The organism is Myceligenerans xiligouense, from assembly GCF_003814695.1.
GTDB classification, from domain to species: domain Bacteria; phylum Actinomycetota; class Actinomycetes; order Actinomycetales; family Cellulomonadaceae; genus Myceligenerans; species Myceligenerans xiligouense.
In genome coordinates, this window is record NZ_RKQZ01000001.1 from 1964509 (window position 1) to 1990818 (window position 26310).

The 26310-nt window shown below is 70.5% G+C and carries 23 protein-coding genes and 1 pseudogene; 20 read left to right on the forward strand and 4 right to left on the reverse strand.

The window, feature by feature from the left end:
• The first annotated feature begins 39 nt into the window (after positions 1–39).
• From EDD34_RS20625 to EDD34_RS08440, 4 genes are all read left to right on the forward strand, one after another.
• Complete coding sequence (locus EDD34_RS20625) at positions 40–213, forward strand: hypothetical protein (protein WP_170177008.1); 174 nt, start codon at positions 40–42, stop codon at positions 211–213.
• A 44-nt stretch (positions 214–257) separates the two neighbouring features.
• The gene (locus EDD34_RS08430) at positions 258–665 is read left to right on the forward strand and encodes a GNAT family N-acetyltransferase (RefSeq protein ID WP_123814162.1); all 408 of its coding nucleotides are present in this window, start codon (positions 258–260) and stop codon (positions 663–665) included.
• A gap of 164 nt (positions 666–829) precedes the next feature.
• On the forward strand, positions 830–1516 hold the full coding sequence (locus tag EDD34_RS08435) for a hypothetical protein (RefSeq protein WP_123814163.1): 687 nt from the start codon (positions 830–832) through the stop codon (positions 1514–1516).
• On the forward strand, positions 1509–2636 hold the full coding sequence (locus EDD34_RS08440; RefSeq protein WP_123814164.1) for an XRE family transcriptional regulator: 1128 nt from the start codon (positions 1509–1511) through the stop codon (positions 2634–2636). Before EDD34_RS08435 ends, EDD34_RS08440 begins: the two co-directional genes overlap by 8 nt.
• Positions 2637–3420: 784 nt before the next feature.
• Here EDD34_RS08440 and EDD34_RS21590 read toward each other — a convergent pair.
• The 3 genes from EDD34_RS21590 to EDD34_RS20880 form a co-directional block, all read right to left on the reverse strand.
• On the reverse strand, positions 3421–5688 hold the full coding sequence (locus EDD34_RS21590; RefSeq protein ID WP_123814165.1) for a zinc-ribbon domain-containing protein: 2268 nt from the start codon (positions 5686–5688) through the stop codon (positions 3421–3423).
• A gap of 409 nt (positions 5689–6097) precedes the next feature.
• Positions 6098–6679 (reverse strand): peptide deformylase, encoded by a 582-nt coding sequence (locus EDD34_RS20875; RefSeq protein ID WP_211341529.1) that lies wholly within the window; start codon positions 6677–6679, stop codon positions 6098–6100.
• On the reverse strand, positions 6676–7614 hold the full coding sequence (locus EDD34_RS20880; protein WP_211341530.1) for a helix-turn-helix domain-containing protein: 939 nt from the start codon (positions 7612–7614) through the stop codon (positions 6676–6678). Before EDD34_RS20880 ends, EDD34_RS20875 begins: the two co-directional genes overlap by 4 nt.
• Before the next feature lie 136 nt (positions 7615–7750).
• Here EDD34_RS20880 and EDD34_RS08455 point away from each other — a divergent pair, with 136 nt between their 5' ends.
• On the forward strand, positions 7751–8512 hold the full coding sequence (locus EDD34_RS08455) for a DapH/DapD/GlmU-related protein (RefSeq protein WP_123814166.1): 762 nt from the start codon (positions 7751–7753) through the stop codon (positions 8510–8512).
• Complete coding sequence (locus EDD34_RS08460; protein ID WP_123814167.1) at positions 8509–9645, forward strand: acyl-CoA dehydrogenase family protein; 1137 nt, start codon at positions 8509–8511, stop codon at positions 9643–9645. Before EDD34_RS08455 ends, EDD34_RS08460 begins: the two co-directional genes overlap by 4 nt.
• Before the next feature lie 25 nt (positions 9646–9670).
• On the opposite strand, the gene EDD34_RS08465 is transcribed toward EDD34_RS08460, so the two are convergent.
• Entirely contained in the window at positions 9671–10198 is a 528-nt protein-coding gene (locus EDD34_RS08465) for an NUDIX domain-containing protein (protein ID WP_246012259.1), read from the reverse strand.
• A 777-nt stretch (positions 10199–10975) separates the two neighbouring features.
• On the opposite strand from EDD34_RS08465, the pseudogene EDD34_RS21165 reads away from it, so the two are divergent.
• The 14 genes and pseudogenes from EDD34_RS21165 to pdxT form a co-directional block, all read left to right on the forward strand.
• Positions 10976–11272, forward strand: a pseudogene (locus EDD34_RS21165) (GNAT family N-acetyltransferase); the annotation flags it as partial.
• A gap of 243 nt (positions 11273–11515) precedes the next feature.
• Positions 11516–11896 (forward strand): helix-turn-helix domain-containing protein, encoded by a 381-nt coding sequence (locus tag EDD34_RS08475; RefSeq protein ID WP_246012260.1) that lies wholly within the window; start codon positions 11516–11518, stop codon positions 11894–11896.
• Positions 11893–12720, forward strand: coding sequence for an ImmA/IrrE family metallo-endopeptidase (locus tag EDD34_RS08480; protein ID WP_123814168.1), 828 nt, complete (start codon positions 11893–11895; stop codon positions 12718–12720). Before EDD34_RS08475 ends, EDD34_RS08480 begins: the two co-directional genes overlap by 4 nt.
• Complete coding sequence (locus EDD34_RS08485) at positions 12717–13331, forward strand: PIN domain-containing protein (protein WP_123814169.1); 615 nt, start codon at positions 12717–12719, stop codon at positions 13329–13331. Before EDD34_RS08480 ends, EDD34_RS08485 begins: the two co-directional genes overlap by 4 nt.
• Before the next feature lie 270 nt (positions 13332–13601).
• Positions 13602–13850, forward strand: a complete 249-nt coding sequence (locus EDD34_RS08490) for a ribbon-helix-helix protein, CopG family (RefSeq protein WP_123814170.1) — start codon at positions 13602–13604, stop codon at positions 13848–13850.
• Positions 13844–14188 (forward strand): type II toxin-antitoxin system PemK/MazF family toxin, encoded by a 345-nt coding sequence (locus EDD34_RS08495; RefSeq protein ID WP_123814171.1) that lies wholly within the window; start codon positions 13844–13846, stop codon positions 14186–14188. Before EDD34_RS08490 ends, EDD34_RS08495 begins: the two co-directional genes overlap by 7 nt.
• Positions 14189–14357: 169 nt before the next feature.
• Positions 14358–15185, forward strand: coding sequence for a CPBP family intramembrane glutamic endopeptidase (locus EDD34_RS08500; protein WP_123814172.1), 828 nt, complete (start codon positions 14358–14360; stop codon positions 15183–15185).
• Complete coding sequence (locus tag EDD34_RS08505; protein WP_123814173.1) at positions 15182–16396, forward strand: sensor histidine kinase; 1215 nt, start codon at positions 15182–15184, stop codon at positions 16394–16396. The genes EDD34_RS08500 and EDD34_RS08505 overlap by 4 nt, the downstream gene beginning before the upstream one ends.
• The gene (locus EDD34_RS08510) at positions 16393–17055 is read left to right on the forward strand and encodes a LuxR C-terminal-related transcriptional regulator (RefSeq protein ID WP_123814174.1); all 663 of its coding nucleotides are present in this window, start codon (positions 16393–16395) and stop codon (positions 17053–17055) included. Before EDD34_RS08505 ends, EDD34_RS08510 begins: the two co-directional genes overlap by 4 nt.
• Positions 17056–17081: 26 nt before the next feature.
• Positions 17082–19604: an ATP-dependent helicase HrpB gene (gene hrpB, locus EDD34_RS08515; RefSeq protein ID WP_123814175.1), complete on the forward strand. Its 2523-nt coding sequence runs from the start codon at positions 17082–17084 to the stop codon at positions 19602–19604.
• A 132-nt stretch (positions 19605–19736) separates the two neighbouring features.
• Entirely contained in the window at positions 19737–20336 is a 600-nt protein-coding gene (locus EDD34_RS08520; RefSeq protein ID WP_246012261.1) for an NUDIX hydrolase, read from the forward strand.
• Between the two features lie 86 nt (positions 20337–20422).
• Positions 20423–23077, forward strand: a complete 2655-nt coding sequence (locus EDD34_RS08525) for a tetratricopeptide repeat protein (protein ID WP_123814177.1) — start codon at positions 20423–20425, stop codon at positions 23075–23077.
• A 14-nt stretch (positions 23078–23091) separates the two neighbouring features.
• Entirely contained in the window at positions 23092–25656 is a 2565-nt protein-coding gene (locus EDD34_RS08530) for a tetratricopeptide repeat-containing protein (RefSeq protein WP_123814178.1), read from the forward strand.
• Between the two features lie 11 nt (positions 25657–25667).
• Entirely contained in the window at positions 25668–26303 is a 636-nt protein-coding gene (pdxT, locus tag EDD34_RS08535) for a pyridoxal 5'-phosphate synthase glutaminase subunit PdxT (RefSeq protein WP_123814179.1), read from the forward strand.
• The last annotated feature ends 7 nt before the right edge of the window (positions 26304–26310 follow it).

A 26310-nucleotide genomic window follows, 5' to 3' on the forward strand; every position in this document is an offset into this window, starting at 1 on the left:
TTGCTGGCGGGAGGTGGAAACGGCAGGTAACGTCAGCGTGTGCATCCCGAGACGGTCATCGCCCTGAAGAACTACGACGCACTGATCCGTAGCCGAGGGCTGGACGACGTCGAACTGGACTGGATGAGCGGGACCGTGGTCTATGGCGACGGTGGGGCCGCTATCGAGGTTCTGACGGAAGTCGGGTTCACCCCGGCTACGGTCGAAGAGTAGGAGCCAGCGCTGTGGTGGCTGCGCAGGTCGAGGAGTAGCGGCCCGTGGTGACCATAGAACCGTTGACGGGGTCAGAGCCGGACCTCTATGACCTGCTCGTCCTGGGCGGCCTACCCAAGCGAGCCGAGGATCTGGCCCAAGGACTGGCCCCAAGAGACTTCCTCTATGGCGCTCACGACGATGACGGGGTGATGCTCGGCATGGCGTTCGGGCTCAAGTCGGATTACTTCCATCACCACACGGTGAACAACTTGCTGGTACATCCCGACCATCGCCGCGCGGGAATCGGCACCACGCTCATGAACTACATCATCGAGGAGGCGCGTCGGGTTGGGCACGGCGAGGTCATCCTTGATTTGCACCCGGCCCGGCCCGCGGAGCATCGCCCGTTCTACTCGACGCTGGGGTTCGAGATGGTCGACAGCAGCCGGGCGCGGCTCGTGCTGGGCTGACATCGGGCGGCCTGACCGGTGGGGTAACGAGGAGACAGCCCAGAGAGGCGACTGGTCGATGCCTACCTCGCGCATGAAGCATGCCTGCGCGATCTGTGTGCCATACTGAAGTTGCGTCCGGCTGACCAGCGGCTTCGGACACCCCGCTTTCAGGAGGTTCCACCATGGCTCCGACCTCGCCCGCCGGCGCTCTTGGCCCCCACGCTGGTGCTGTCCGAGACCTGCTGGTGGACGTTGTCCGCACGCGGCACGACCTCGCCGCAGAGGCGCACCATGTGTCGAAGACGCGTTACGGCAACGGGTTTGGTGCCCAGTGGCGCGATCTGCTCGACGACGTCCACGAGGCGCTGACGGGCCACGGCTTCCCCTCGCACAAGTTGACTCCTGGCGGGTACAAAGTCGGCGTCGTCAATGGCTGCCTCCTCTACGTGTGGCGGGTCTCTGACGCGCCCGACGCTGTGAAGCACTTCGCATCGAGCCCCACCCGGCTGAACTGCTTCGACGCGCCGCCGCCGGAGCAGATGCTCTGGGAGGGCGACTTCCCGGACACCGAGGCGAGCGAGCTCGCTCCCGAGCCTGCAGAGACCGCGACCCTCGTTGCTGCTGTGCGCGAGAAGATGCCCGTGGTCCTCGTGCTGGTCCGATCGACGCCCCGACAGTTGCAGGCGATCCAGTGGGCAGTCGCCGGGCTCGATGGCACCGGCCTGGTCGAACTCCACGGCCTGGAGTCGATCTGGGAACCCGAGGCCGCGAGCATCGACGTGGCTTCCGACGTCGAGCCGTTCGACAGTGGCGCACCTGTCGTGCCCGTCGTCGAGGTAGTGGCACAGGAGGGCCCGTCGGATGCGTGAAGACATGCCCCGCCTGTTCGACCTCCCGACCGCTACGAGCGGGCGGTTCGAGCCGGCCCGGCTGACCCAAGCGCGAGTCCGTCTCGGGATGAGCAAGGCCAGTCTCGCTGGTCAGGTTGGGGTCTCGGCGAACGCGATCGGGCAGTACGAGGCGGGGGTCAACTCTCCCCGCCCGGAGGTGCTCGCGCGGCTGGCAGACACTCTCAAGGTACGCCCTGGATTTTTCAGTGTCGGGCGTCCGCTCTCGCGTGTCGACACCGTGAACGCGCACTTCCGCAGCCTGCGTTCTGCCCGGGTCATGGACCGCCACAAGGCGTTGGCAACCGCGACGTTGGTGTGGGAGCTGACATTCGCGCTCGAGCGCTATGTCAGGCTTCCACAGGCAGACCTGCCCAAGGTGCCCACTGGTGCGACACCGCCCGAGGCTGCCGCCGCCTTGCGCGAGCACTGGGGTCTGCCTGACGGCCCCGTCAAGCACCTGACCGCGACGGCTGAGTCGCGCGGGATCGTGGTCGTCGTGCGACCCCTGCGCGAGATTGATGCGGTAGACGCGTTCTCCGTCGCTATCGTTGATCGACCGATCATCATCACGACACCGAGACGCACAGAGAACGTGTTCCGACACCGATTCTCGCTCGCTCACGAGATCGGTCACCTGCTCCTACACGGTGAGAACGGCGAGTACAGCGCCGCTGTGGAACGCGAGGCGGACGAGTTCGCCGCTGCGTTCCTGACACCGGCATCGGCGATGGACGCGGCGCTCCCGCAGCGCCTGGACTTGGCGGTGCTCGACCGCATCGGGCGCACTTGGGGCGTCTCCTCGACCTCCCTCGTCCGCCGCATGGTGGAGCGAGGGCGAACGACAGAGTCCTCGGCGCGCCGGGCCTACCAGCGCCTCGCCATGGCGGACGATCCGACCGCCGACCCGACAAGCGCCTACCCTGGCGAGACGCCGACTCTACTGAAGAAGGCCGCTGAACTCGCCGGCGATGTCGGAGCAGGAGTGCCAGCGCTCGCGGACGCGCTCAGACTCAACCCCGCAGACGTACGAGATCTGCTGGGGGAAGCCGATCGGCGTCCCGTGCTACGGCTGATCCAGGGCATGGCTGAGGCCCGCTGACGGGAAGCCGTGCCGTCAGCCTCTGCTGCTGGCGACACGATCCAGGCAGCGCTGCTGCACCTCGGGTGGCAGGCTGGCCCAGATCACGGCCAGGTGCTCCCAGAACTGCCGCCAGCACACTTCTTCGGTCGGCAGCCGCAGCGCGACCGCTTCTGTTAGTGGGGGCAGTTCCCGGACACGCGTGCCGCAAGTCGGGCATGCGTCTCCCGCCGGATTACGTTCCATCTGTGCACCCTACGGACGAGCGGTAGCCCAGCCTCGAGCGGCCGACCGAACGACCGGCACCCGCCGTCTATGTCGGTGCAACACCAGAGGTTGGTGGACGCGTCGTTGGGCGAAAGCGGCGAGGTTGGGCTTCGGCATGTCGTCACGTTCGGCTCATTGCGGGTCGACAAACCGCCCACCTGGCGAGACGCCAACAATTTTGGACTACGGCATCAATGTTGAAGAAGAGGTTGCCCCAGTTCAGATGGCGGAGCGCGGCTGGTAACACCTGTCTGACCAGGGCGGACGCCTGGGAGCGATGGTTTCCCGGCGTTGCTGTTTGGTCCGGCGGCGTGCCTGGTCAATTTGACCACGGTATGTAGTACCGATTCCGTGATGTCCGGTTCTGCGGACATCACGACTCGCGGCCACGCCAGTGAGCCGGCGCCTATTCTGGTCGGAACGCTGCGCACCCCATGGCCGGTCTCAGTTCGATGTCAGGCTACAAGCTTCGTCGGCAGCCGGAACCGGCTCCTGGGCTCCCGGATCCTCATAAGACCCGCGTCTCGGAACGTCGCACTCACGATTGCCGCTGGCACCGTGGGCAACCTGTTCCGCCACGGGTGCGGTTCTTAGCCGTCGTTTGCCACTCATGTCCTGAGTCGCATCGCCACCGGCACCTGTCGTGGCTGCCGGCCTTCAGATGGGCCGGCCCACGGCCAAGATGTGTGAGGTTCTCGACGAACTGCTCTGCGATGTCGGGAAACAGATCGAGTAGGGAACGGCCCGCCGCAGGGGCTGATCGGGCGTGCGCCGTGCGGAGACGGCCGCACGGCGGGCACCCTGTCCCGCCAAGCGCACGAGAAACAACAGTGGTCGTCCATTCATGTTTGCACTTCCCGCATCGCCACATGGCTTTCAGGTTCGATCCGACCGGAATGTCGGCAGGGGAGCGATGGGGGCGCCCGATGAGTTTCACGAACTCCTCGGAAAGACGCGGCGAGCGGCCAGCGAGGCTCGAACCGCGAGCGGCATCGCCACGGCTTCGGGCGTCGCCCGCCTTTGCCTTGGCGCATTGTGGACAGCTCTGACCGCGGGTACGTGACGCGGGCGACGCCTTGTACCCGTGGCCGCAATTGGAGCAGCGCCAGAAGCACATGAGATTGCTCGAAGGTCGGAGATCAGCAGGCGAGCGGTCGGGTCGGCTACAGGAGCTGAACTCGGTCGTGATCTCTGGATGGAGATCTGCCAGCGACCCTCCGGGCGGTGCAGTAGAACGCCTTCGTGCCGCCTTGGTGATGCCGCACTCGGGGCAACCGGAGCCGAGGTACGCACGCACCTCAACGGATGTACGCCACTCATGGCCGCAGTCCCGGCACTTCCACCAGCACTTGTCTTTGGCACTGGGCGGAAGCCAGTCCAACTCCACCCCAGGTCGCGTCTCGTTGCGGAGGAGTTCGTCCTTGAGTTGCGGCGCGACGTCTGCCGCCGAGCGCATCGGACGACCTTGAAGGGTCTGCCTCCACAACGCTGCTGCGGACCCGAGGGCACGTGCCGTTGTCTCCGTGGTCGGTTCCGTCCATGAACCACCGACCGCGATGATCACGGGGCGGAGCGCGGCAGCCCATTCCAGGGCGTTGAGTGACCGGGGCGCAACGGTCACGATCGTCGCGCGTGCAAGTGCGGGTAGTGCCTCGTCCCGGACGCGTACGTAGTGGAGGTCGGGCAGAGCGTCGACTTTGCGCTGATCACGGGCCGTGTCGCTGTGCCAGAAGGCTGGATCAAGGTCGATGTAGAGCATGAGTGCCGGAATGGAGATGTCGAGTCGCCAGGTACGAGCTCCGCCTTGGACCCGGACGTCCACTTCGACGTGCTCGCCGGTCGTGGCTCGCAGCAGTTCGGCCACCTCGAGCTCAAGCCTGGATTGCCCGCGGGCGCCACAGCGCGCGCATCCGGTACCGGCTACTCGGGATGCGACAGTGGTGATCCACTCGTGACCACGGTTGCAGCGCCACCGACAAAGCGCGTTCGAACCGGGCTTGATTTGTGCCGATGATCTCCCGGGCGAGTTCTCATTACTGACGAACTCAGACGCGATATTGGGGTACAACGCCAGCAGCGACTGGTCGAGCGATGCCGTAGCCCACGAAGTAGCTGCTCGCCGCGTCCCGCAGACAGGGCAGCCGCTCCGCATGACCACTCGGCTGACAACGGTGGCTTCCCACTCGTGGGAACATTCGCTGCACCGCCACAAACAGCGATCTTTCGACGCCGGCTTCAGGTCCGCCAGACCGCGCTCGGCGTGAGTGAGGTTCACAACGAGCTCAGATTGTGGGAATGTGGCGCGCTCGGCTGCTGTGCCAGTCTTTGCGGTCGGGCGACGTCGAGCTTCGGCTCGGCGTTGGTTCGCGCAGGCCATGCAACCGCGCCCGTCGGCACGATTCGCGACAGTGGCTTCCCACCGATGCCCGCACCGCGAGCATTTCCACACGCAGCGCTGCCGCGCGCGAGGGCGAAGATCGGACGGGGTCATGTCGGGGCGCGTCAAATTGGAGATGAACTCGGCGGCCACGGCTGGGTACAGATCCTGCAGTGACGCACCATCTGGTGCCTGCGCTAGCGAACGTGCTCGCTTGCTCTGCGCGCACTTAGGGCAACCACCACCGCATGCGCGCGCCGCGACCTTCGCTCCCCACTCGTGGTGGCACGCGTTGCAGCGCCACTGAACTGCTCGGTTGCTGTATGTACCGAGCATCGACAGCGGTAGTTCTGATGCAACACGGACCGCCTCGAGATAGACCTCAGGGTGCGTATCTCGAAGAAACGATGCGGGCTCCGGGCCAGGCATTCAACCTCCTAGCCTGATTGTGACGCACGAGGTGACTCCAACTTGGCTTGGGCGCGTAGGTCAGCCGCGGTGAGCCCGCTTCGTCTCGGCGATGCGCTTGAGTTGGATCTCGCTCGGAAACGAGTCCCAGCCTGTGTGGGTGCGGCGACGCCTGAGATGGAGATTCACAGCCTCATTGCGCATTGGCGACCTGCCCAGCGCTGTCTGACGTCCTCGTCATGTTTAACCAGGCCCGCGACCGGATCGTGGACTGGGCTAATACCCCGGTCGGTCGGCAGCTGGAAGGCACAGCATTCGTCGTTACACGGCGGGCTCGAAGTTAGCGGATCTGTACGGCGGCCGGGCGAGCATGGACGGCTTGCCCAGCCAAGCTAGGGGTTGGCCGTGGCGCCGGGCGAGGCCAATGGGGTTAGCCGCGGGCGGCGTCTGGGTAGTTCCACCGACTTCCGGTCTGGCGGTATTCCTCAACCGGGATCGGTTTCAGACCGGGCCGCATGCGTGCGGTGTAGAGCAGGCCGTCGAGGTGGTCGATCTCGTGGTGGACCAGGCGGGCGAGCCCGGTCTCGTACGTCATCGTAGAAACCGTGCCGTCGAGCGCGACCGCCTCGACCGTGATGCTCAGGGGGCGGGGCACCATCCCGCGTACGTCGAAGAAGCTCAGGCAGCCCTCGTACTGCTCGTCCCGCTCCTCGCTGGCCTCGATGATGCGGGGGTTGAGCAGGACCACGACCTCTGCCTCGGGGTCGGGCGGCTGGACGACGGCGGCTGCGCGGTCGATGCCGATCTGCGGTGCGGCCAGTCCTCGTCCCTTGGCGAACTCGTGCACCTCGGTCAGCCGGCGCAGCACCTCCAGGAGCCGCGCGGTCGTCTCCTCAGCCGCAGTGCATTCCGACGGCAAGTCGAACCGGCGTGCCGGTACGGTCAGGATCGGCGCGCCGGCCTGGACGATGCCTAGCTGGTTCATCTGGTCGCTGGGCTTGGTCGAGGTCACGGGTGCTCCTGGTCGGTCTCGGTCCGGAACCGCCATTCGAGGCGGTAGCGGGCGTGCAACTGCGGGTTGTCGGTACTCCAGGTGAACACCTCGACGCCGTCGTCGGCGACGTGCGTGGGCGCGGTCGCCAGGGGTGCCGCCTGGGCGGTCATGGAGGTCTCAGTGCCCCACACGACAGGGTCGAGGCGGGTAGGGAAGGCCAGCTGCACCTCGAGGTGCTCAGTCGGTAGCCGCACAGCGCGCTGGAACCAGCGACCCCATTTCTCGGCCCCGACGGTGTAGGCGTACTCGATCCACACGGTCTCGCCAGGGTAGAGCGGAAAGCGGGTCTGAGGGTTCTCAAACAGGAGCCAGACTTCCTTGAACGCGTCGCGGTCGTGCTTGGCCTCCCACCGCATCTCCTCACCCCCGCTGGACGCAGTCAGGTTGAGCTCGTCCCAGGTCAGCGGATGCTTCCGGTAGTGGGCGTTCGAGCGTTCAGGCTCTCCGGGGTACCGGTCGACGCTGATCCGGATCAGGTAGCGAGTCACCGGCTGGTCCCCGGTGTTGCGCAGGCGACGACGCATCGTGAGCCGATAGGCAGTCCCGTCGAACACCAGCCGCGCGGCATCATGCTCGACAACCAGCGCAGTGCCGCCCGCGTACGGCTGCGTGCCCGGCCGGGCTGACGGCGCCGGTGCCCGGCCTGGGCTACGGGAGGCAGCGAAGGCGCTCCAGCGGCGGCGGACCGCGCCGCCGGCGTTGAGGATGTCGTCCGCCAGGCGCGCGAACTCCTCGGTAGGTCGGTGTCGCCCGGACTCGACGTGGGAGACGTAGGACGGGTCGAAACCCATCTGCTGGGCCAGGGCCCGCTTGGACAGGCCGCGGACCTCACGCCAGTACGCGACCTCCGCGGCGAACGCGTCGGCCTCATCGGAGAGCAGTTCATCGGTCACCGCGCGCGAGCCCCTTCGCCATGGTGGACGTGAAGGTGAGTGAAGCGTGAATGAGCCCGACTCACCATGCCCTCACCCTCTCACCTGCGCGTTTCCTGGTCCTGCAGGACGTTCCGATCGAGAGGAGATTCTCGTGATGGCAACACCGCAATGGGCCGACGCAATCGAGCGTGGCCTGGTCCAGATCGCCCCGGGCGCTGTCGTCCACCCGACCGCAGTGCTGATCCTGGCCGACCGCACCGGTCAGGAGCGGCCTCTCGTGATCAGCGCTGGTACTCGGATCGGGGCCTTCGCCGTCATGCACGGCGGCACCGTGCTTGGCGAGGACGTCGAGATCGGGCACGGAGCAGTGGTCGGAGAGCCGGAGACCGGGTACGCGCTACGTGCCCACCACGACGGACACGGCGCAGACACGGTCCTCGGCGACGGGGTGGTGCTGCGCGTCGGCGCCATCGTCTACGCCGGGGTACGGATCGGAGCCCGAACTACCGTCGGGCACCACACCCTGCTGCGCACCGGCGTCCGGATCGGCGCCGACTCCCAGCTCGGGCACTTGATGACCGTCGAGCGCGAGACGCGGATCGGGGACCGGGTGCGCTGCTCACCGCTGACGCACCTGACCGCGCAGATGCACATCGGTGACGACGCGTTCATCGGCGCCCGGGTCGGCACGATCAACGACAAGCACCTGATCTGGCGCGACCCGGACCACGAGGAGCCGCTACGTCCACCACGAGTCGAAGCCGGCGCGAAGGTCGGAACCGGCGTCGTGCTGCTGGCTGGTGTCGTCGTCGGCGCTGGCGCACTGGTCGGTGCCGGTTCGGTCGTTACTCGCGACGTCGCACCCGGGACCACGGTGTTCGGTAACCCTGCACGCGAGAACGGAGGGCGGTCATGACTGCGCTGGAGTGGCTGGAGATGTTGCGGCCGGGACTCGACATCGACGCGGGCCTCTGGGCGGCCTGGCAGCGCCTGGACACGGCACTGGACGATGTCGCCGACGACGACCCAGGAACGTCCGACCCCGCCACGCGGTCACGGTGGCTGCGCCGGGTGCGTACCCGACTTGCGCCACACCGCGGGACCGGGCTGTGGCAGGCCGGGGCTCAGTTCCTGGCCGGCTACCGGGACCTGGACCTGCGCGAAGCCACCGGGACCGGGCACGGACAGATGATCCTCGACCACGCACCCGACCTGCTCGCATCGCATTGGGAACAGCAGCTCGCGGGCGGCGCGCTGGTCGGGATCGCAGCGACCGAAGCACACGGCGGCTCACGCATCCAGGAGATCACCACCACTGCGCGGGTGATGCCCAGTGGGCGGTGGCAGGTCCACGGCAGCAAGTGCTGGGTCTCACGCCTGACCGAGTCCGACGCATTCGTGGTGTTCCTGCGCGACCCGGCCGGCACGATCTCGGCCGTCGTGATCGACGCCGCCACCCCAGGACTCGTCCGGGAGCCCCGGGCACCGTCCGGGCTAGGCGGCTGGTCGTGGGGGATGCTGATATTCGACGGAGTCAACCTCGACCCTGCCGTTTGTCTACTCGGGGGCGTGGGCGAGGGTCTACGGATCTTCCGCGACCGCTTCACCGGGTTCCGGCCGCTGGTCACGCTGTGTGCCTTGGGTACCGCCGCGGGCGTGCATGATCAGGTCCGTCGGCTTCTCGCGGACCGTACGGCCCGGGGCATCGTGCCGCGGATCCGGGACAACGCGCTGATCACCCTTGGGTCCACCTGGGCGCAGATCAACGCAGCCATCCTGCTGGCCTTGCACGCTTCCGGTCCCGACAGCCATGACCTGACCGCACGGCTCGGCAAGGCCCACGGCGTCGACACCGCCTGCCACGCAGTTGCCGCGCTCGCACCGCTTATCGGCGCGGTCGGATTTCAGCACGACCACCCGATCGCCAAAGCGCGCGCGGACCTGGCAGCTCTGCAGTTCGCCGACGGGATCCACGACTCCCTCTACCGCTCCGGTGGATCCGAGCTCCTTCGCACGGCGACCAGATGGGCACGGCTTCAGGCTGCCTGAGCTGCAGGCCGACTGGCGAGAACGGCTACGCGATCGGCTTCACGCCGACCGCGTAGCCGTTCTCCAGCTCAACCACGCCACCATCAGCAATCGCATCGAGCGCGGCTTCGATACGACGGGCTACCAGGGGGCGCATCCGCTCGTGCACCTGATCGACCGTGCACCATGCCCAGGACCGCAGCTCCTCGTGGGGCAGCTGGATCGCCGCGGCCTGCTCGTCGGTCATACGTCCGCCGTCGTAGACGAAGATCAGGCCCTCTGTACGACCCTCGATCGGCGGGACGTAGTCCAGCGCCACCAAGCGACCCGGCCCGACCACCAGGCCGAGTTCCTCACGCACCTCCCGCGCGGCGCCATCGCGGGGAGACTCGTCGGCCTCGACAGCGCCGCCCGGGGCTTCCCAGACCTGCTTGTACGTCGGCTCGCACAACAACACCCGTCCCGCAGCGTCGGTGAACACCACCGTCGCCGCCGACCGCTTCTGCGGGATCGAGCGCGTGTGCTCCGCCGAACCGATGTCCTTGGCCGAGGTTTCTTCACGAGTGATCGTCACACAGGCGAACCTAGCTTTGACGCTGTCCGCCCGCCGCAGGGACCTAACTCCTCCAAGCACTGACACTGCCCCTCCACGAGACCTGACGCCCAGCGCCACCCGGGATACGTGCATCCTGCGATTACTCACCCGGTCCAGTCCACAGGTCGGGGGTCGTCGAGCGCTGCCAGGGGATCGCTCCTGACTTGCAGGCGGCTTTGAGCCCTGGCGGGTGGTTGAGCGCTGCTGCCCGCGATCCACATGGTGCGGAATCCGCGACCTCAGGGTTGCAGAACAACGACTTGGGTCCTGCAGAACAGCGGGTTTGTGCTTGCAGAACAGCGACTTGCCCAGTCGATCCCAGGCAGCTCGGGTGCGCGACAATCTTGGACCCCGGCATCAACGTCGAGGAGGAGCCGGAGCCGGTGCGGCTGGCTGAGCGGGGCTGGTGAGCTAGGTCGCTGACCGAGGGCCCCGCGGACACTGTGTTCGCGGGGCCTTTCTGCTTCGGGTCAGCAGGGCCATGGTCGTCTCGACTCCCAGGCGTCCCCCATGGACTACGTCCCGCGTGCTGTCGGGCAACAGGCTGCGCTCGACGATCGGGCGCCGCCACACGCCGTGCGGATCCACCGCTTCGTTAGGGTCCGGACCATGGACGAGGGTGGAAGGATCCGAAGGGCTTCACCACCACTTTCCTGCGCTGAGCCGCCAGACCCGGCGCGGCGTGCGATCCCGCTCGAGACCGGTCGGCTTCTGCTCCGCCCCTGGCGTGTTTCGGACGCTGTCGCCCACCGTGAGATGTGGGTCGAGCGTGGCCCACGAGTCCCGGCGCATCGGCGGATCGACGCCGAGGGGCGTCCCACCGTCGAGGATCTCGAGGACCGGATCCGCGACACCCCGCCGCCCGGATCGCTCGGGTTGCTGGTGGTGGAGCGCAAGGGAACCGGTGAAGTTCTCGGGTACTGCGGGTTGATCGCGAGCCAGATAGTTCCGGAGGGCGAACCGGAGGTGGCTTACGAACTGCTGCGGCGGGCCCGGGGGCAGGGATACGCCACCGAGGCTGCGCGGGCCGTCCTCGGCTGGGCGCGCGCATCCGGCCACCGCAGGGTGTGGGCGACCGTCCGGGTATGGAACACGCCTCGCTGCGCGTCCTGGCGAAGCTCGGGTTCGAGACGACCGATCGCGTCGAACAGGACGCGGTCCACGGGGACTCGCTGTTCCTGACGAAGCAGTTGTGACCGCGGGTCGATTCGGAGGGCGCGCGATGGATGGCGTATCCACGAACGGCAGGAAGCCGGATCCGGGGCGTGTCAGTCCCACCCGCTAGACTGAATCACATTGAGAAAACTGATTCAGGAGGTGGTTCGGGTGAGTGCACGGATAGGCGTCGCCATCGAGAGCGCCCGTCAGGCTGCTGGGCTGTCGCAGCGAGCGCTTGAGGATCGCACGGGCATCTCGCAGGCGACACTGAGTCGCATCTTCTCTGGCAAGCGCCCGGCGAAGATGACCGAGATCATCTTGATCGCCGACGCGGTCGGCTGCACGGTGGCTCAGCTGACGGGTACGGCCGTTGCCGACCGGGTGCAGTGCGCGGCGCGCGCGACGAACGGTTCGGACATGGAAAAGATGCGCCAGCGGCTACTGCACTTCATCGAGTTGGACGCCTACCTCGATGACCAGGGCATTCCCGAGCTTCCGGCAAGGGGAGGCCGGGCATGACGCTGGCGCAGGAAGGTGCGAGGGCAGCCGCGGCATTCCGTGAGGAGCATCGCCTGGGGGAGCAGCCCTTGGGCGATCTCGTCGCACTCATCGAACAAGCCACGGGTTGCGATGTCGCCGTGCTCGACGCGGGACCTGACGAGCACGGTCTGACGATGCGTGATCCCGTGCGTGGAGTCGCCTTCATCGGCGTTGCGCGGACCCGTAACCCTATGCGGCAGCGCAGCACCTTGGCCCACGAACTCGCTCATGTGGTCTTCGGCGACTGGACCGAGGGCGAATCCCTTGGCGAGCGTTCCTCCGAGGAGATCAGGGCAGACGCGTTTGCTCGGCACCTGCTCGTGCCGGGCAAAGGGCTCCGACTGTTCCTCGGGCGACGGGTGGGCCTGACTGAGGCCGACCTGTCCGCCGTCGTGCAGCGGTTCCTCGTGTCTCCGGCGATCGCAGCGATCGCGCTCTGCGACTCCGGGTACATCGACGCCGTGACCAAGCAGGAATGGATGAGGTTCTCGACGCCCTGGCTCGCGACCCGCTTCGGCTGGACCGACCAGTACCAGTCGCTCCAGAACGACGCCGACCGTACCCGCGCTCCGCAACGCCTGCTCACTCGTGCCATCGCCGGCTTCAGTGAGGGCGTCGCGACGGTCCAGGCCGTCGCCACCCTCAGGGGGATCAGCGCCGAAGCGGTCGCCGACGAGTTGGCGGAGGCAGGTGTCGCACCCAAGGAGTATGAGCCGTCCTGGATGGCGGCGTCCGAGCTGCCCCAGGTCGTCGTGGACCTCAGCGACCTGGACGGCGAGGAGATCGAGGGCGCCGACGAATGAGCCAGCGCCCCATCATGGATGCCGGACCCGGTATCAACTTCCTCTCGCTCAACAAGGAACGGCTGCTTTTCGGCGCTCTGGGGGCGCTCTGCGTTCCCGAAGCGGTAGAGAGCGAGATCCTCCGCAAAGCGCGTCAGGATCAGCGCTTCACTGCTGCCGAACGAGTTTGGAAGAAGCTCCCCGAGCGCCTCATGGAGGTGCTCTCCGACGACGTGACCGACACGTTGGCCGCGGCCGTCCAGCGCATCAGCGGGGTCCCGTTCGGTCAGCGTGTGCGCTCCGGGAAGAATCTTGGCGAGACCATGGTCGTCGCGCACGCCGCCGTGGCGGCCGAGGCCGGGGAACATGTCATTGTCCTCATCGATGACGGCGGAGGATGCCGTGCCGCCGCAGCCGAAGGCCGTCGTTTGCAGCGGCTTCAAGCGGAGGGCAAAGCGGTGGGCAGCATTCGCCTCATCCACACTTTGACCGTGCTCGAGCGCGCCGCAGGTGGCGATCATCTGCCCGACAGAAGCGCCATGCGGGACCTGTACGGGAGACTGCGGAACCTGGACGACGGGCTCCCGCCATTGGCCACCACGAACCTCCTGAACCTGCCCTGCTGGCAGTAGGTGCCAGGGTCGGTGACGCTCGCGGCGCTGCGCGCCGCAACAATCTTGGACCACGGCATCAACGTCGAGGAGGAGCCGGAGCCGGTGCGATTGGCGGAGCGGGGCTGGTGACGTTCCGTCCCGGGTGCGCCGAGGCGCTCTGACGGAGGTGAGGGCTCCGCGGACTCCTGTTCGCGGGGCCCTTTCATCGCTGGTTCGCGGGTGACGTCCTGCCTGTCGCCGTGACGACCAGCCCTGGTGCCTTGGTAGAAAAAGTTATACCGTTGGTTCATGAAGACAGCGATCAGCCTTCCGGACCACGCGGCCGAGCGCTTCGACCACATCGCGCAGAAGCATGGGATGACCCGGTCGGAGTTCTATCGGCGTGCCGCCGAGCACTACGCCGACGAACTGGCCGGTGCAGACCTGACAGCCCAGATCGACGACGCGATCGACGCCATAGGGCAGCCTGGCGATGATGCCGCCGAATTCCGCCGGGCTGCGAACGCCCGCTTGGTGGAGGAGTCGGACGAGTGGTGATCCGGCGCGCCGAGGTGTGCTGGGTCGACTTCGGAGAACCGCGGGGCAGCGTCCCCGCGAAGCGGCGTCCAGCCGTGGTGGTGCAGTCCGACCAATACAACGAGTCCCGCATCGCGACCGTCGTCGTTCTGCCGATCACGTCCAACACCGCCCTGGCCAGGCACCCAGGCAACGTGTTCCTGCCGGCGCTGGCGTCCGGACTGCCCAAGGACTCGGTGGTGAATGTGTCCCAGCCGATGACGGTGGACCGCGGGGACATCGACCAGACCGGCAGTGTTCTGCCAGACAATCTGATCGATGCCGTCGATGCGGGCCTGCGGCGAGTTGTCGACCTGTGACGGGGCCTCTCCGCATGTCGAGGTAGCCAGTGACCGCGCCGTCGTGCCGGCGCCAGCCGAAATAGGATGCCAAGCCGCGCGCCCGCCGTCCATCCCCCGTTCGGGGGATCGTGAAGTGCGCTCCGCGGGGTGATGTGCCCACCGGGGTCGCGTTCGTAGTGTCCAGGGCATGACATTCATCTGGCAGCTCCTCGCCGTCGTGGCGATCTCCTTCCTCGGCAGTCTCGCCGTCGGCACGGTCGAGTCGAGTCCGTGGCTCACGTTCGTCGTGGGCCTCCTGGTGGCGGCGGGTGCGGTCCTCGGCTACCGCTGGGTCGTGGGCCGCACCGAGCGGCGGGCCGTCGACGAGTTGGGCCCGGCGAGGGCCGGCCGCGCGGTCGGCTGGAGCACGCTGCTCGGACTGGGCCTGTTCGGGCTGGTGATCGCGATCATCGCCGCCCTGGGCGGCTACCACGTCTCCGGCGACGGTTCGTTCTCCGGGTTCGTGTGGCTTCTCGGGTTCATGGCGGTGGTGGCCGTGGTCGAGGAGTTGCTGTTCCGCGGGGTCCTTTTCCGGCACGTCGAGCGGTGGTTCGGTACCTGGGTCGCCCTGGTGGGCACCGGGCTCGTGTTCGGTATGGCGCACCTGTTCAACCCGCACGCGACCTGGTGGGGCGCGATCGCGATCGCCGTCGAGGCCGGCGGGATGCTCGGTGCGGCGTACGTCGCGACCCGGCGCCTGTGGGTGCCGATCGGCCTCCACCTCGGGTGGAACGTCGCCGGGTCGGCGATCTTCAGCACCGCGGTGTCCGGCAACGACACGCGCCAGGGCCTGGTCGACGCCACGACGTCGGGCCCGACGATCATCGCCGGCGGCCAGTTCGGGCCCGAGGCGAGCCTGTTCGCGGTCCTCCTGTGCCTCGGTGCGGCCGTGGTGTTCCTCCGGGTGGCCGCGCGGCGCGGAAACCTGGTGCCCCTCCGCCTGCCCCGCCGCGCGACCGGTAGCCTCGCCCGGTGAGTGCACTCGGTCGGGTCCGGCACCGGTGGTACGGATCTCCCGTCGTCGTCCGGGATCTCCTGCCCGGCGTGGTGCTCCTGGTCGCGTCGCTCGTCCCGGTGCTGCGGGTGTACGGGACGCAACTGGGTGACCTGCCCGCCCGGCCGCTCGACGGGCTCGCGGCCGTCGCTCTGGTGCTGGAGTGTCTCCCGCTGGCGCTTCGCCGCAGGTGGCCGCTGCTGAGCCTCGCGCTCGTCTCGGCCGGGTTCGTCCTCGATCAGCTGCGCTCCTACCACCTGGTGGCCGGTGCGGCGATGGCGCTGTCACTCATGAGCAGTGGCCTGCACCTGGACCACCGGCGACGGGCGACGGCGGCAGCCCTGACGGGCGCCTACACCGCCCTGGCGACCGCGCTGGCGGTCATGGGCTCCCCCGAGGGCCCGGCCGGGTTCGTCACCTTCTACCTGTTGATGGTGCTCGCCTGGGGTGCCGGCGCCTGGCTGCGCTCGGCCCGCGTCGCGGAGGCCGACCGCCGGCGGCGTGCCGCCGTGACCGCCCGCGCCGAGGAACGCACGCGGCTCGCGCGGGAGCTCCACGACGTCGTCACCCACCACGTGACCGCGATGGTCGTGCAGGCGCAGGCCGCCCGCTACCTGGCCGCCGAACCCGACCGGGTCGACCAGGCCCTTGCCACCGTCGCGGACACCGGGCGCCTGGCCGTCACCGACCTACGGCAGCTCCTCGACGTGCTCGACGCGGGCCCGAGCACCCGGGTGGGTTCCCCGGCCGCGCCGGACCCGGTCGGCGCCCCACCCGGCGTCGCGAGACGGTCCGTCGAGGACGTCACGGACCTCGTGCGGCAGGCGCGCCGCGCCGGACAGCCGGTCGAGCTCACCCAGGAGACCTGCGCCCTGCCCGCCGCGGCCGGCGCGGAGGCCGGGCTCACCGCCTACCGGGTCGTGCAGGAGGCTCTCACCAACGCCCTCAAGCACGCGCCCGGCAGCCGGACGGACGTCTCCGTCCACCAGACGGAAGGGGAGATCACCGTGCAGGTCACCACCGGCGCGCCCGAGCGGCGGAGCCGCGCGGCCCCAGGCTCCGGACGCGGTCTGGCCGGGCTCCGCGAACGTGTCGAGGCACTCTCCGGCACGTTCGCCGTCGGCCGCCGGCCCGACGGCGGCTTCGACGTCCGCGCGCACATCCCCGTGACCGACCTGGCGACGAGCCGGTGACGCGGGCACCGGTCCGCGTCATCGTCTGCGACGACCAGGACCTCATCCGCACCGGGTTCACGACGATCATCGACGCCCAGCCCGACCTCGAGGTCGTGGGGCAGTGCGGTGACGGACGGACCGCGGTGGACCTGGCCCGCCGTCTGTCCCCGGACATCGTGGTCATGGACGTGCGTATGCCCGTGCTCGACGGAATCGCCGCGACGAGGCTGCTCGCCGGACCAGAGGCGGCAGAACCCACCAAGGTGCTCGTGGTCACCACGTTCAACCTCGACGAGTACGTCTACCAGGCCCTCCGAGCCGGGGCCGGCGGCTTCCTCCTCAAGGACGCGCCCGCCGACCACCTCCTGCACGGCATCCGCACCGTGGTCTCCGGCGCGGCTCTTCTCGACCCCGAGGTCACCCGTCGCCTCGTCGGCAGATACGCCGCTCGGATCCGCCCGGAGGGGCCGGACCCCGCTGACGGCCTCCTGTCCACCCGCGAGCTCGAGGTCCTGCGCCTCGTGGCCGAAGGGCTGTCCAACAAGGAGATCGCCGATGCCCTCGTGATCAGCCCGGAGACCGTCAAGTCCCACGTCTCCCGCATCCTCACCAAGCTCCAGCTACGTGACCGGGTGCAGGCCGTGGTTTACGCCTACCGCCACGGCCTGCTCACCTGACGGCGATGGTCCGATAGCGTCGGGGCGTGCTGCTGCCTGAATCGTCGGTTCCCGGGGCGGATCTGCCCGTCCGGGCCGTTCTGCCTGCCACGGTCGACGCGGTGCGGTCGCGCGGTACCGCGGTGCTGGTCGCGCCGCCCGGGTCGGGGAAAACCTCGCTGTTGCCGCTCTCGCTGGCCGACGCGCTCGGCGGCACGATCATCGTCGCCGAGCCGCGGAGAATGGCCACCCGCGCGGCCGCGACCCGGCTGGCGACGCTGGTCGGCGAACCGCTCGGGCAGCGCATCGGCTACGCGATGCGTGGTGAGCGCCGCGGCGGCAAAGGACTCCGTGTCGAGGTGGTGACGACAGGGCTCCTCGTCCGGCGCCTGCAGCAGGATCCGGAGCTGGCGGGTGTCACCGCGGTCGTGATCGACGAGTGTCACGAGCGGCACCTCGACGCCGACCTCCTGCTCGCGCTCTGCGTCGACATCCGGGCGAACCTCCGGGAAGACCTGGCGATCGTCGCGACGTCGGCCACCGCGGACACGGTCAGGCTGAGCCGTGCCCTGGGCACGGACGCTCCCGCGCCCGTGATCACCGCGACCGCCGCGCAGTTCGACGTGGCGGTCGAGTGGGCCCCGCCATCGGTCCCCGCGCCGCTGCTTCCCGGCGGGCGGGTCGACCCGCGCCTGCTGGACCACGTCGCGGCCGTCGTCCGGCGCGCACTGGCGGAGAACGACGGCGACATCCTCGTGTTCGTCCCGGGGGAGGCCGAGATCAACGGGGTGACCCGCCGGCTGGCCGGTCAGCACGTCCTGCCGTTGTTCGGCCGCCAGTCGAGGGCGGAGCAGGACCGCGCGCTGGCGCCGGCCGCTACCCGTCGGATCGTGGTCACGACATCGGTCGCCGAGAGCTCGCTGACCGTGCCCGGGGTCAGGGTGGTGGTCGACTCCGGTCTCGCCCGAGAACCGCGGACCGATCAGTCCCGCGGACTCGGTGCGCTGGTCACCTGCCGGGTCTCGAGATCGTCGGCCGACCAGCGAGCTGGTCGCGCCGGGCGGGAGGCGCCGGGCCGGGTCTATCGGTGCTGGTCCGCCACCGACCACGCGCGTCTCGACGATCATCCGGCGCCGGAGATCGCGATCGCGGACCTGGCGGCCTTCGCCCTCGACCTCGCGGCGTGGGGTGCGCCCGCCGGTGCCGGTCTGACGTTGCTCGACGCGCCGCCGGCGCCGGCGCTGACCGCGGCCACCGAACTGCTGCGCCGCATCGACGCCATCGACGACGACGGCCGGATCACCGAGCGAGGCCGGCGCATGGCGGCGATCGGGGCGCATCCTCGCCTTGCGCGCGCGTTGCTGGACGGGGCGCCGCGGGTGGGCGCCGACCGGGCGCGCGAGGTCGTCGCGATGCTTTCGGACGACTCCGGCCGCGGCTCCGGTGATGATCTACCGGCGCGCTGGCGGGCTCTTCGCCGTGGCGACGACCGCGGAGCCACGGCCCGCTGGCGGGAAGAGGTGAAGCGCCTCGGCCGAGGCGCGGACGGCGACCCGTCGGGTGGGGCGGCCGGCCGGGGGACGCGCGGAGTACCGGACGATCTCGCGGCGGGGATCGTGGTCGGGCTGGCGTACCCGGACCGGATCGCGCGGGCCCGGGGGACCGACTCGGCGACCTACCAGATGTCCGGCGGCACGGGTGCCGCCCTGGATCCGCGGTCACCGTTGCGGGCCACCACCTGGCTCGCGATCGCGGTCGCCGACCGGGCACCGGGTCGCGCCGATGCCAGGATCCGTTCCGCCGCGCCGATCGACGAGCCCACGGCGCGCGACGTCGCCGGCGACCTCGTGTCGACCACCGACCAGATCCGCTGGGACGACGGCCGGATCGTGACGCGGCGCGTCGAGGCACTCGGCGCGATCGTGCTGGGCGACGTCCCGCTGGCCAGGCCCGACCCGTTGCTCGTCCAAGCGGCCGTCCGCGACGGTGTCCGGCGCAGCGGCCTGTCCGTACTGCACTGGCCGGAGGCCGCACTCGCGCTGCGTGAGCGGCTCGCCTTCTGCCACGCCCACCTCGGCGCCCCGTGGCCGCGGGTCGACGACGAAGCGTTGCTGGCCGATCTCGACGAGTGGCTGGGTACCGAGCTCGCCTCGGTACGAGGCTCACGCGATCTCGCCCGCATCGACGTGGCTGCGGCGCTCCGGCGGCTCCTGCCGTGGCCCGCGGCGGCCCGGTTCGGCGAACTCGCACCGGAACGGATCCGGGTCCCGTCGGGCTCCGAGGTGCGGCTCGCCTACGACGGAGTCGAGCCGCCCGTCCTCGCGGTGAAGCTGCAGGAGGTGTTCGGCTGGACCGCCACTCCCGCCGTCGCGGACGGTCGTGTCCCGGTCGTTCTGCACCTGTTGTCGCCCGCCCGGCGCCCGGTCGCGATCACGAGCGATCTCGCCTCCTTCTGGAAGCAGGGCTATCCCCAGGTCCGAGCCGACCTGCGAGCCCGCTACCCCCGCCATCCGTGGCCGGACGATCCCCTCACCGCCGCCCCGACCAGACGCACGAAGCCCCGCCGGTGAACTGTGGGTCCTCCGCTGCGGTTGACTGGGAACTCCACCGCACGGAACCGCCGAGCGCACGGTGCCTTGTGGTGGCGTGTCGAGACCGATCATGGAGGCATGCGTGCCCGAGAGGAAAGCGATGGAAAGCGCGTGGATCACGAAGCAGCCGAAGCCCGTCCGTCCGGCCGGACGGGTCTGGTGAGTGCGGAGGGAGTCACGAGTTCGCTGGGGCCGGACTGGCGGATGGCGCCGGACGGGATCCGGGAGCGTGACGCCGCCCGTGTCGTCCTGCTCGACGACGCGGGCCGCGTGCTGCTGGCCCGTGGGCACGATGTGGACCAGCCGGAGCGGTCCTGGTGGTTCACGCTCGGCGGCGGAATCGACGCGGGGGAGACCGCCCTGGAGGCGGCCTTGCGCGAGGTCCGTGAGGAGGCCGGCCTGACGCTGTCTCCCGGCGGCCTGGAGGGGCCGGTGCTGACCCGCACCGGCATCTTCGACTTCTACGCGGAGACGTGCCGGCAGCACGAGGTGTTCTTCCTCGCGCATCTGCCCGGCGGGCACACGCCGGACCGCTCCGGGTGGACGGACATCGAGCGCGAGGTGCTGGACGACATGGCGTGGCTGTCGGCCGAGGAACTGCGTGCCCAGCCGCTGGAGGTGTTCCCGCACGAGCTGCCCGAGGTGCTCGACGTCCTCGTCGCGGGCTGGGACGGTACGGTCCGCCATCTGGGCGTCCAGCACGACGGCTGATCGTGGGGGCGCCGTCGCGCGCCGTGCGGTCCGTCGGCCGGCGCGCGTCTGGTGCTGAGTGCCCTGGTTGCGGTTGACTTGCCCCCGTGTTGCGTGGGCGAGAGGGCTGGAACCGTCGCGGATCGGCGTCGTCGCTGCCCGACGGCGGGCCCGTGCGCCTGCTCGACCCGGTGCTGCGGGTCGTGCCGTTCTCCGGGCGCGATGCCGAGCTGGCGGAGCTCACGAACTGGGCGGGGGGCTCCGAGACGGTCCGGGTGAGGCTGCTGACGGGACTCGGTGGCAGCGGGAAGTCGCGGATCGCCGTGGAGCTGAGTGCGCGGCTGAGCCGCCGCCGCTGGCGGTCGGTCTGGCTCGACCCCGCCGACGAGCCCCAGGACGTGGCGGGGGCGTGTCGTGGCCCGCGCGTGCTCGTCGTCGTGGACGACGCCGCGTCGTTCCCTCGTCTGGCCGACCAGCTCGGCGCCCTTGTGGACGCGGAGGCCGGGAGGGTCCGGGTGCTGCTCCTCGCGCGGACGGGCCGGGAGTGGTGGACGAGGTTGCGGTGGGCGAGCGCGCTGTGGGCGGACCCGGCGTGCGTGCCGACGTCGATGGCGCATGTCGGCGCGCCGGCGCAGACGCCGGACCGGATGGTCCGGACGGCGGCGTCGGCGTTCGCGCCCCGTCTGGGGACCCAGACCCCGGATCTCGTGGTCGGTGACCTGCCCGCCGACGCCGACCCGCCGCGTTTCGGCGACGTGCACGCGGCGGTCCTGGCGGTGCTGGCGGAACGGAGGGCCGGCGGCGAAGAGACGGTGGTCGACGTCGGCCGAGGGCTCGCGGCGCTGCTGGACCAGGAACGGGACCGGTGGGTGGACACCGACGCCGTCGTCGCCCGCGCCCTGCTCTGCGGCGACCGGCGCGACCTGCCGGACCGGCTGGCGGAGCTGCACGTCGCGCGGACGCTGACCGCGGCGCCCGGGATGACGGAGGTCTGCACGGCCAGGATCACGCCCGACGAGGCGTTCGAGGTGGCGATGTTCGCATTCCGCCTGGACGTCGACACCCCCGCGGTCACCGGCGCGGGCCGGCTGACGGCCGCGCTCCTGGAGCGCGTCGCGGCGGAGCTGCCGGACGACCGGGAGTACCTGGAACGGATCCTGCGGCTGTTCCCCGTGCGTCCGGTCCCCGCGGCACAGGCCGCGGATCTGGCGTCCCGGCTCGTGACGGTGATCACGGACGCGGGGGATCAGGACACCACCGGCGAGGCCGAGGCACTCGGTGTGCGGGCGCGTGCGCTCGAGGAGGCGGGGCGCACGGACGAGGCGCTCGCACCGGCCGAGCGGGCGACGGCGATGTGGCGGCGGATCGCCCACGTCGACCCGCTGCGCTACCGGGTCGCGCTCTGGCGTGCGATGCGCGATCTCGCGGTCGTGAGTTTCGGCGCCGGACGCGAGAAGGAGCACGCGTCGCTGGTGGAGGAGGGAGTCGCGGCCTGGAGCTCCGCCTCCGAGGCGGACTCGGTGTGGACGGAGCCGGAGCTGGCCTGGGGGATGCACGCGCTCGAACTGACCACGGCGCCGGGCAGCGTGGACGCGGCGCGCTGGTACCACGAGCGCGCGGTCGCCATCCTGCGCGGGCTGGTCGCCCGCGACCCCGTGGCGTACGAGGAGACCCTCGCGCGCGTGCAGGGCAACCTGCTGCTCCTGGTGAACCGGGGCAGACCCGCCGAGGCCCTGGAGGGCCTGCGGGAGTCGGTGGCGATCAGACGGCGGCTCGCCCGCGACCGGCCGGACGCGTTCGAGCGGTACCTGGCGTACAGCCTGTCGAACCTCAGTCATGCCCTCGCCGGGATCGGGGACGCGGCCGAGGCCCTTGCCGCGGGCCAGGAGGCACTGGCGCTCCGGCGGCGAGTCGTGCGGAAGGCCGCGTCGGCGGGCCGGAGCGGCGTGCCGAGGCTGCGGTTCGAACTGGCGTGGTCGCTGTCCGGCGTCGGTGTACTGCTGTCGGAACAGGGCCGGCCGCACGAAGCGCTCTCGCTGGAGGAGGAGGCGCTGGCGATCCGCCGAGACCTCGCCCGCGAGACGCCGGACCGCTATCGCGAGGAGCTCGCCACGTCCTGTTCCAACCTCGGCGTGACGTACTCACGGCTCGGGAGGTTCGGCGACGCCCTGCGGCTGGAGCAGGAGGCCGTGGAGATCCGCCGCGAGCTGGTCCGGGGCTCCTCCTCCAGCCGGTACCGGCAGCATCTCGCCCGGTCGTTGTCGAACCTGGGCGTGCGGTACTCCGACATGGGGCGCACCGAGGACGCCGTCGAACCCACGCGCGAGGCCGTCGCCCTCCTGCGGCAGGTGGCGCGGGACGACCGGTGGCAGCACCTCCCGGACCTGGCGACGGCGCTGGCCAACCTGGGGGCGACGTTCACGGACCTGTCCCGGGCCCAGGACGCGATCGGCCCGTTGCACGAGGCGGTCGGGGCGTTGCGCGATCTGAGCAGGGAACACCCGGAGAAGCACCTACCCGGCCTGGCGTCGGCCCTGACGGCCCTGGCCGTCGCCTTCGGCGAACAGCGCCGATACGTGTCGGCGGCAGCGTCCGCGCGGGAGGCCGTGCGGATCCGCGACCAGCTCGCCGCCACGGACCAGCGGCGCTTCGGTGACGACCTTGCGCGATCCGTGCGCGTGCTTGCGGACATGGAGTCGGTCCTGCCCACGGACGGAGCGCGCAGAAGTCACGTCATCACTGCGCGATCGGAGCGCGCATAGGTTTCAATATGCCTATGTGGCGTCCCCCTCACCCCGACAGCCGCCTGCGCGCGCAGCGCGCCAAGGTCTCCGCGGCGGGGTTGCTGGATCCGGCGCTGCGGATCGTTCCGTTCACGGGGCGCGACGCCGAGCTCGCCGAGCTCCAGGCGTGGTGCCGGGAACGCCCCCGGGTCCAGGTCCGCTTCGTCACCGGGACGGGCGGGGTGGGGAAGTCCCGCCTCGCGATCGAGTTCGCCGCGCGGCTGCGTCGGCGCGGGTGGGCGTGCGTGTGGCCCGAACCGGACGACTCGCCGGCCGAGATCGCGGCGGCCTGCCGCGGTGGGCGCGTTCTGGTCGTGGTCGACGACGCCGCGGCCCACCCCCGGTTGGCCGAGCAGCTCGGTGCGCTGGCCGGCGGCGGGGAGGGCCGGCTGCGCGTGATCCTGCTGGGCCGCACCGGACGGGAGTGGTGGACCCGGCTGCGCTGGGCCTGTGACCTGTGGGCCGGCCCCGAGACGGTGCCGACGTCGCAGGTCCACCTCGCGCCGCCCCGGACGCCGGTGGCGACCATGGTGGCGATCGCCCGGCGTGCCTTTGCCCGGAGTGCCTTTGCCCGGCGTTCCGGGGTGCGGCGGAAGCTCGGCCCGGCCGGCCTCGCCGTCCCCGAGGTGCGCGAGGGCCCCGAGCCCGCACCGGTGCTGGACGTCCACGCGGCGGCCCTGGCGACCCTCCTGCGTGGTGGCGGCGTCGCCGACGTCTCGCGCGGTGTCGGGGCGCTGCTCGACGTGGAGCGCGAGGGATGGGCCGCGCCGGACGAGGAGATCGCGGGTGCGATGCTGCGCGGCCTGGAGTTCGGGCCCGCGCGTCCGTCCCGGGGTGCCTCCGGCCGCGCTCCCGCCGGCCGGCGGACGTCGCCGGCGAGCGGTCCCGGGGGCCTGCCGAACCGGTTGGCCGAGCTGCACGTGGCACGCACCCTGGCCGCGGACCTCGCGCGGGTCCGGGCCTGCACCACGGGGCTGGACGCGCCGCAGGCGTTCCGTGTCGCCCTCTTCGCGCACCGGCTCGACGTCGACGACCCGGGCGTTCCCGAGGCCGCGCGCCTCGCCACGGTTCTGCTGGAACGGGTGGCGGAGGCACTGCCCGACGACGCGGAGGCGCTCGCACGGGTACTGCGGCTGTTCGGCCGCCGGCCGCTCCCGCGCGACGTGGCGGTGGGGCTGGCGGAGCGGCTGACCGCCGTCGTCGGCCGCCGTGATGATCCTGATCCCGCCGGCCCGGCCGTGACCCCCGAGGTGGCCGACGCCACCGCGACGCTCGCGCGGGCGCTGGGGGCTCCGGAGACGTACGACGAGGTGCCGCCGTCGGCGCAGGAGGCGGTCACCGCGTGGCGCGAGCTGGCCGCGCGGGACCCGGACCGGTACCGGGTGCCGCTGCTGGAGGCACGCACCGTGATGGCGGGCGTGCTGTTCGGCAAGGGGCGGTACGCCGAGTCGCTCCAGGTCTCCGACGAGGTCGCGTCCGCGTGCCGTGCCGCGCCCGCCGAGGAGCGGGTGTGGATGGACCCCATGCTGGCGAACGCCCTGAACGGCATGGCGATCTCGTACGACTTCCTGGGCCGCCCCGAGCAGGTGGAGGTGTGTCACACGGCGTCCGTGGCGACGCTCCGGCGACTCGTGGCCCGTGACCCCGCCGCGCACGAGGCGATGCTCGCGCTCGTGCTGGCGAACACCGTGGGACAGGTCGAGCTCGGCCGCGCGGCGGACGTGATCGACGGGCTGCGCGAGTCCGTGGAGATCCGGCGGCGGCTCACGCTGCGCCGCCCCGGCGAGCACGAGCAGTACCTCGCCTTCGCGCTGTCGAACCTCAGCGACGCCGCGGCCCAGCTCGACCGGCCGGCCGAGGCGGTCGCCGCCGCCCGGGAGGCGCTGGCGATCCGGCGCCGGTTCGCGCGGCAGGACCCTGTGGGGATGCGATGGCTCGTCGCGTGGTCCCTGGCGGGCCTCGGCTCGCTGCTGTCGGACCGGGGCCGTGCCGCCGAGGCCGCCGGGCTGGAGGAGGAGTCCGTCCGGATCCGGCGCGAACTGGCCGAGGAGACGCCGCAGCGCTACCGCGACATGCTCGCGACGTCGTGCTCCAACCTGGCGGTCACCTACGCGCGGCTCGGCCGGTTCACCGAGGCGCTGCCGCTGGAGGAGGAAGCGGTCGGCATCCGGCGGGACCTGGCGGGCCGGGTGCCCGGCCGGTACGAGGAGGATCTCGCCCGCTCGTTGTCCCGCCTGAGCGTGCGGCTGACGGAGGCGAACCGGCCGCTCGACGCCGTCGCCCCGGCGACGGAGGCCGTGAGCATGCTGCGCGACCTCGCGCGCTCGAAGCGGCCCCATCACCAGGACGGCCTCGCCGTCGCGCTCACGAACCTCGCCACCGTGCTGCGCAGCCTGGGCCGTGCCGAGGCCGCCACCGCCGCGGTGCGGGAGGCGTTCGCGCTGCGGGACGAGAGCGTCGAGCTCGTCGAGCGGGAGCGGGGCAGGTGGAGCTCGCCGGCCCGGTCCGCGGACGTCCTCGTGGACATCGAGGAGGGCGGGGCACCGGCGTCGTCATAGGATCGACTCCCGTGACACGCACACCGACCGTCGGAGTCCTTGCCCTGCAGGGAGATGTCCGAGAGCACGCCGCGGCCCTCGAGTCCGTGGGCGCCCGCGCGCTCCCCGTGCGCCGCACCTCCGAGCTGGAGGCGGTCGACGGCCTGGTCCTCCCGGGCGGGGAGTCCACGACCATCGACAAGCTGCTGCACATCTTCGGCCTGGCCGAGCCGCTGCGCGCGATGATCAAGGAGGGCCTGCCCGTCTACGGTTCGTGCGCGGGGATGATCCTGCTCGCCGACCGCATCACCTCGGGCACCGCGGACCAGCGGACGCTCGGTGGCATGGACGTGGTCGTGCGGCGCAACGCCTTCGGGCGGCAGGTCGACTCGTTCGAGACGGACCTGGAGATGACCGGTGTCCCCGGCGGCCCGGTGCGTACCGCGTTCATCCGCGCGCCCTGGATCGAGGAGGCCGGCGCCGACGTCGAGGTGCTCGCCCGGATTCCCGCCACCGACACGTCGGGCCGTGAGGTGGCCGCCGCCGGTAAGATCGTCGCAGCACGGCAGGGCCCGCTGCTCGCCACCGCCTTCCACCCGGAGATCACGGGGGACGCACGCGTGCACGGTCTGTTCGCCCGCATCATCGAAGATTCGCGAAGGAGTTAACGGGTAC

Bases quoted from the DNA above. Each gene is read 5' to 3' on its own strand.
- EDD34_RS08440 (WP_123814164.1), top strand. From the start codon at position 1,509: ATGCGTGAAGACATGCCCCGCCTGTTCGACCTCCCGACCGCTACGAGC.
- EDD34_RS08500 (WP_123814172.1), top strand. From the start codon at position 14,358: ATGACATTCATCTGGCAGCTCCTCGCCGTCGTGGCGATCTCCTTCCTC.
- EDD34_RS08480 (WP_123814168.1), top strand. From the start codon at position 11,893: ATGACGCTGGCGCAGGAAGGTGCGAGGGCAGCCGCGGCATTCCGTGAG.
- EDD34_RS08460 (WP_123814167.1), top strand. From the start codon at position 8,509: ATGACTGCGCTGGAGTGGCTGGAGATGTTGCGGCCGGGACTCGACATC.
- EDD34_RS08530 (WP_123814178.1), top strand. From the start codon at position 23,092: ATGTGGCGTCCCCCTCACCCCGACAGCCGCCTGCGCGCGCAGCGCGCC.
- EDD34_RS08435 (WP_123814163.1), top strand. From the start codon at position 830: ATGGCTCCGACCTCGCCCGCCGGCGCTCTTGGCCCCCACGCTGGTGCT.
- EDD34_RS08485 (WP_123814169.1), top strand. From the start codon at position 12,717: ATGAGCCAGCGCCCCATCATGGATGCCGGACCCGGTATCAACTTCCTC.
- EDD34_RS08455 (WP_123814166.1), top strand. From the start codon at position 7,751: ATGGCAACACCGCAATGGGCCGACGCAATCGAGCGTGGCCTGGTCCAG.
- EDD34_RS08490 (WP_123814170.1), top strand. From the start codon at position 13,602: ATGAAGACAGCGATCAGCCTTCCGGACCACGCGGCCGAGCGCTTCGAC.
- EDD34_RS21590 (WP_123814165.1), bottom strand. From the start codon at position 5,688: ATGCCTGGCCCGGAGCCCGCATCGTTTCTTCGAGATACGCACCCTGAG.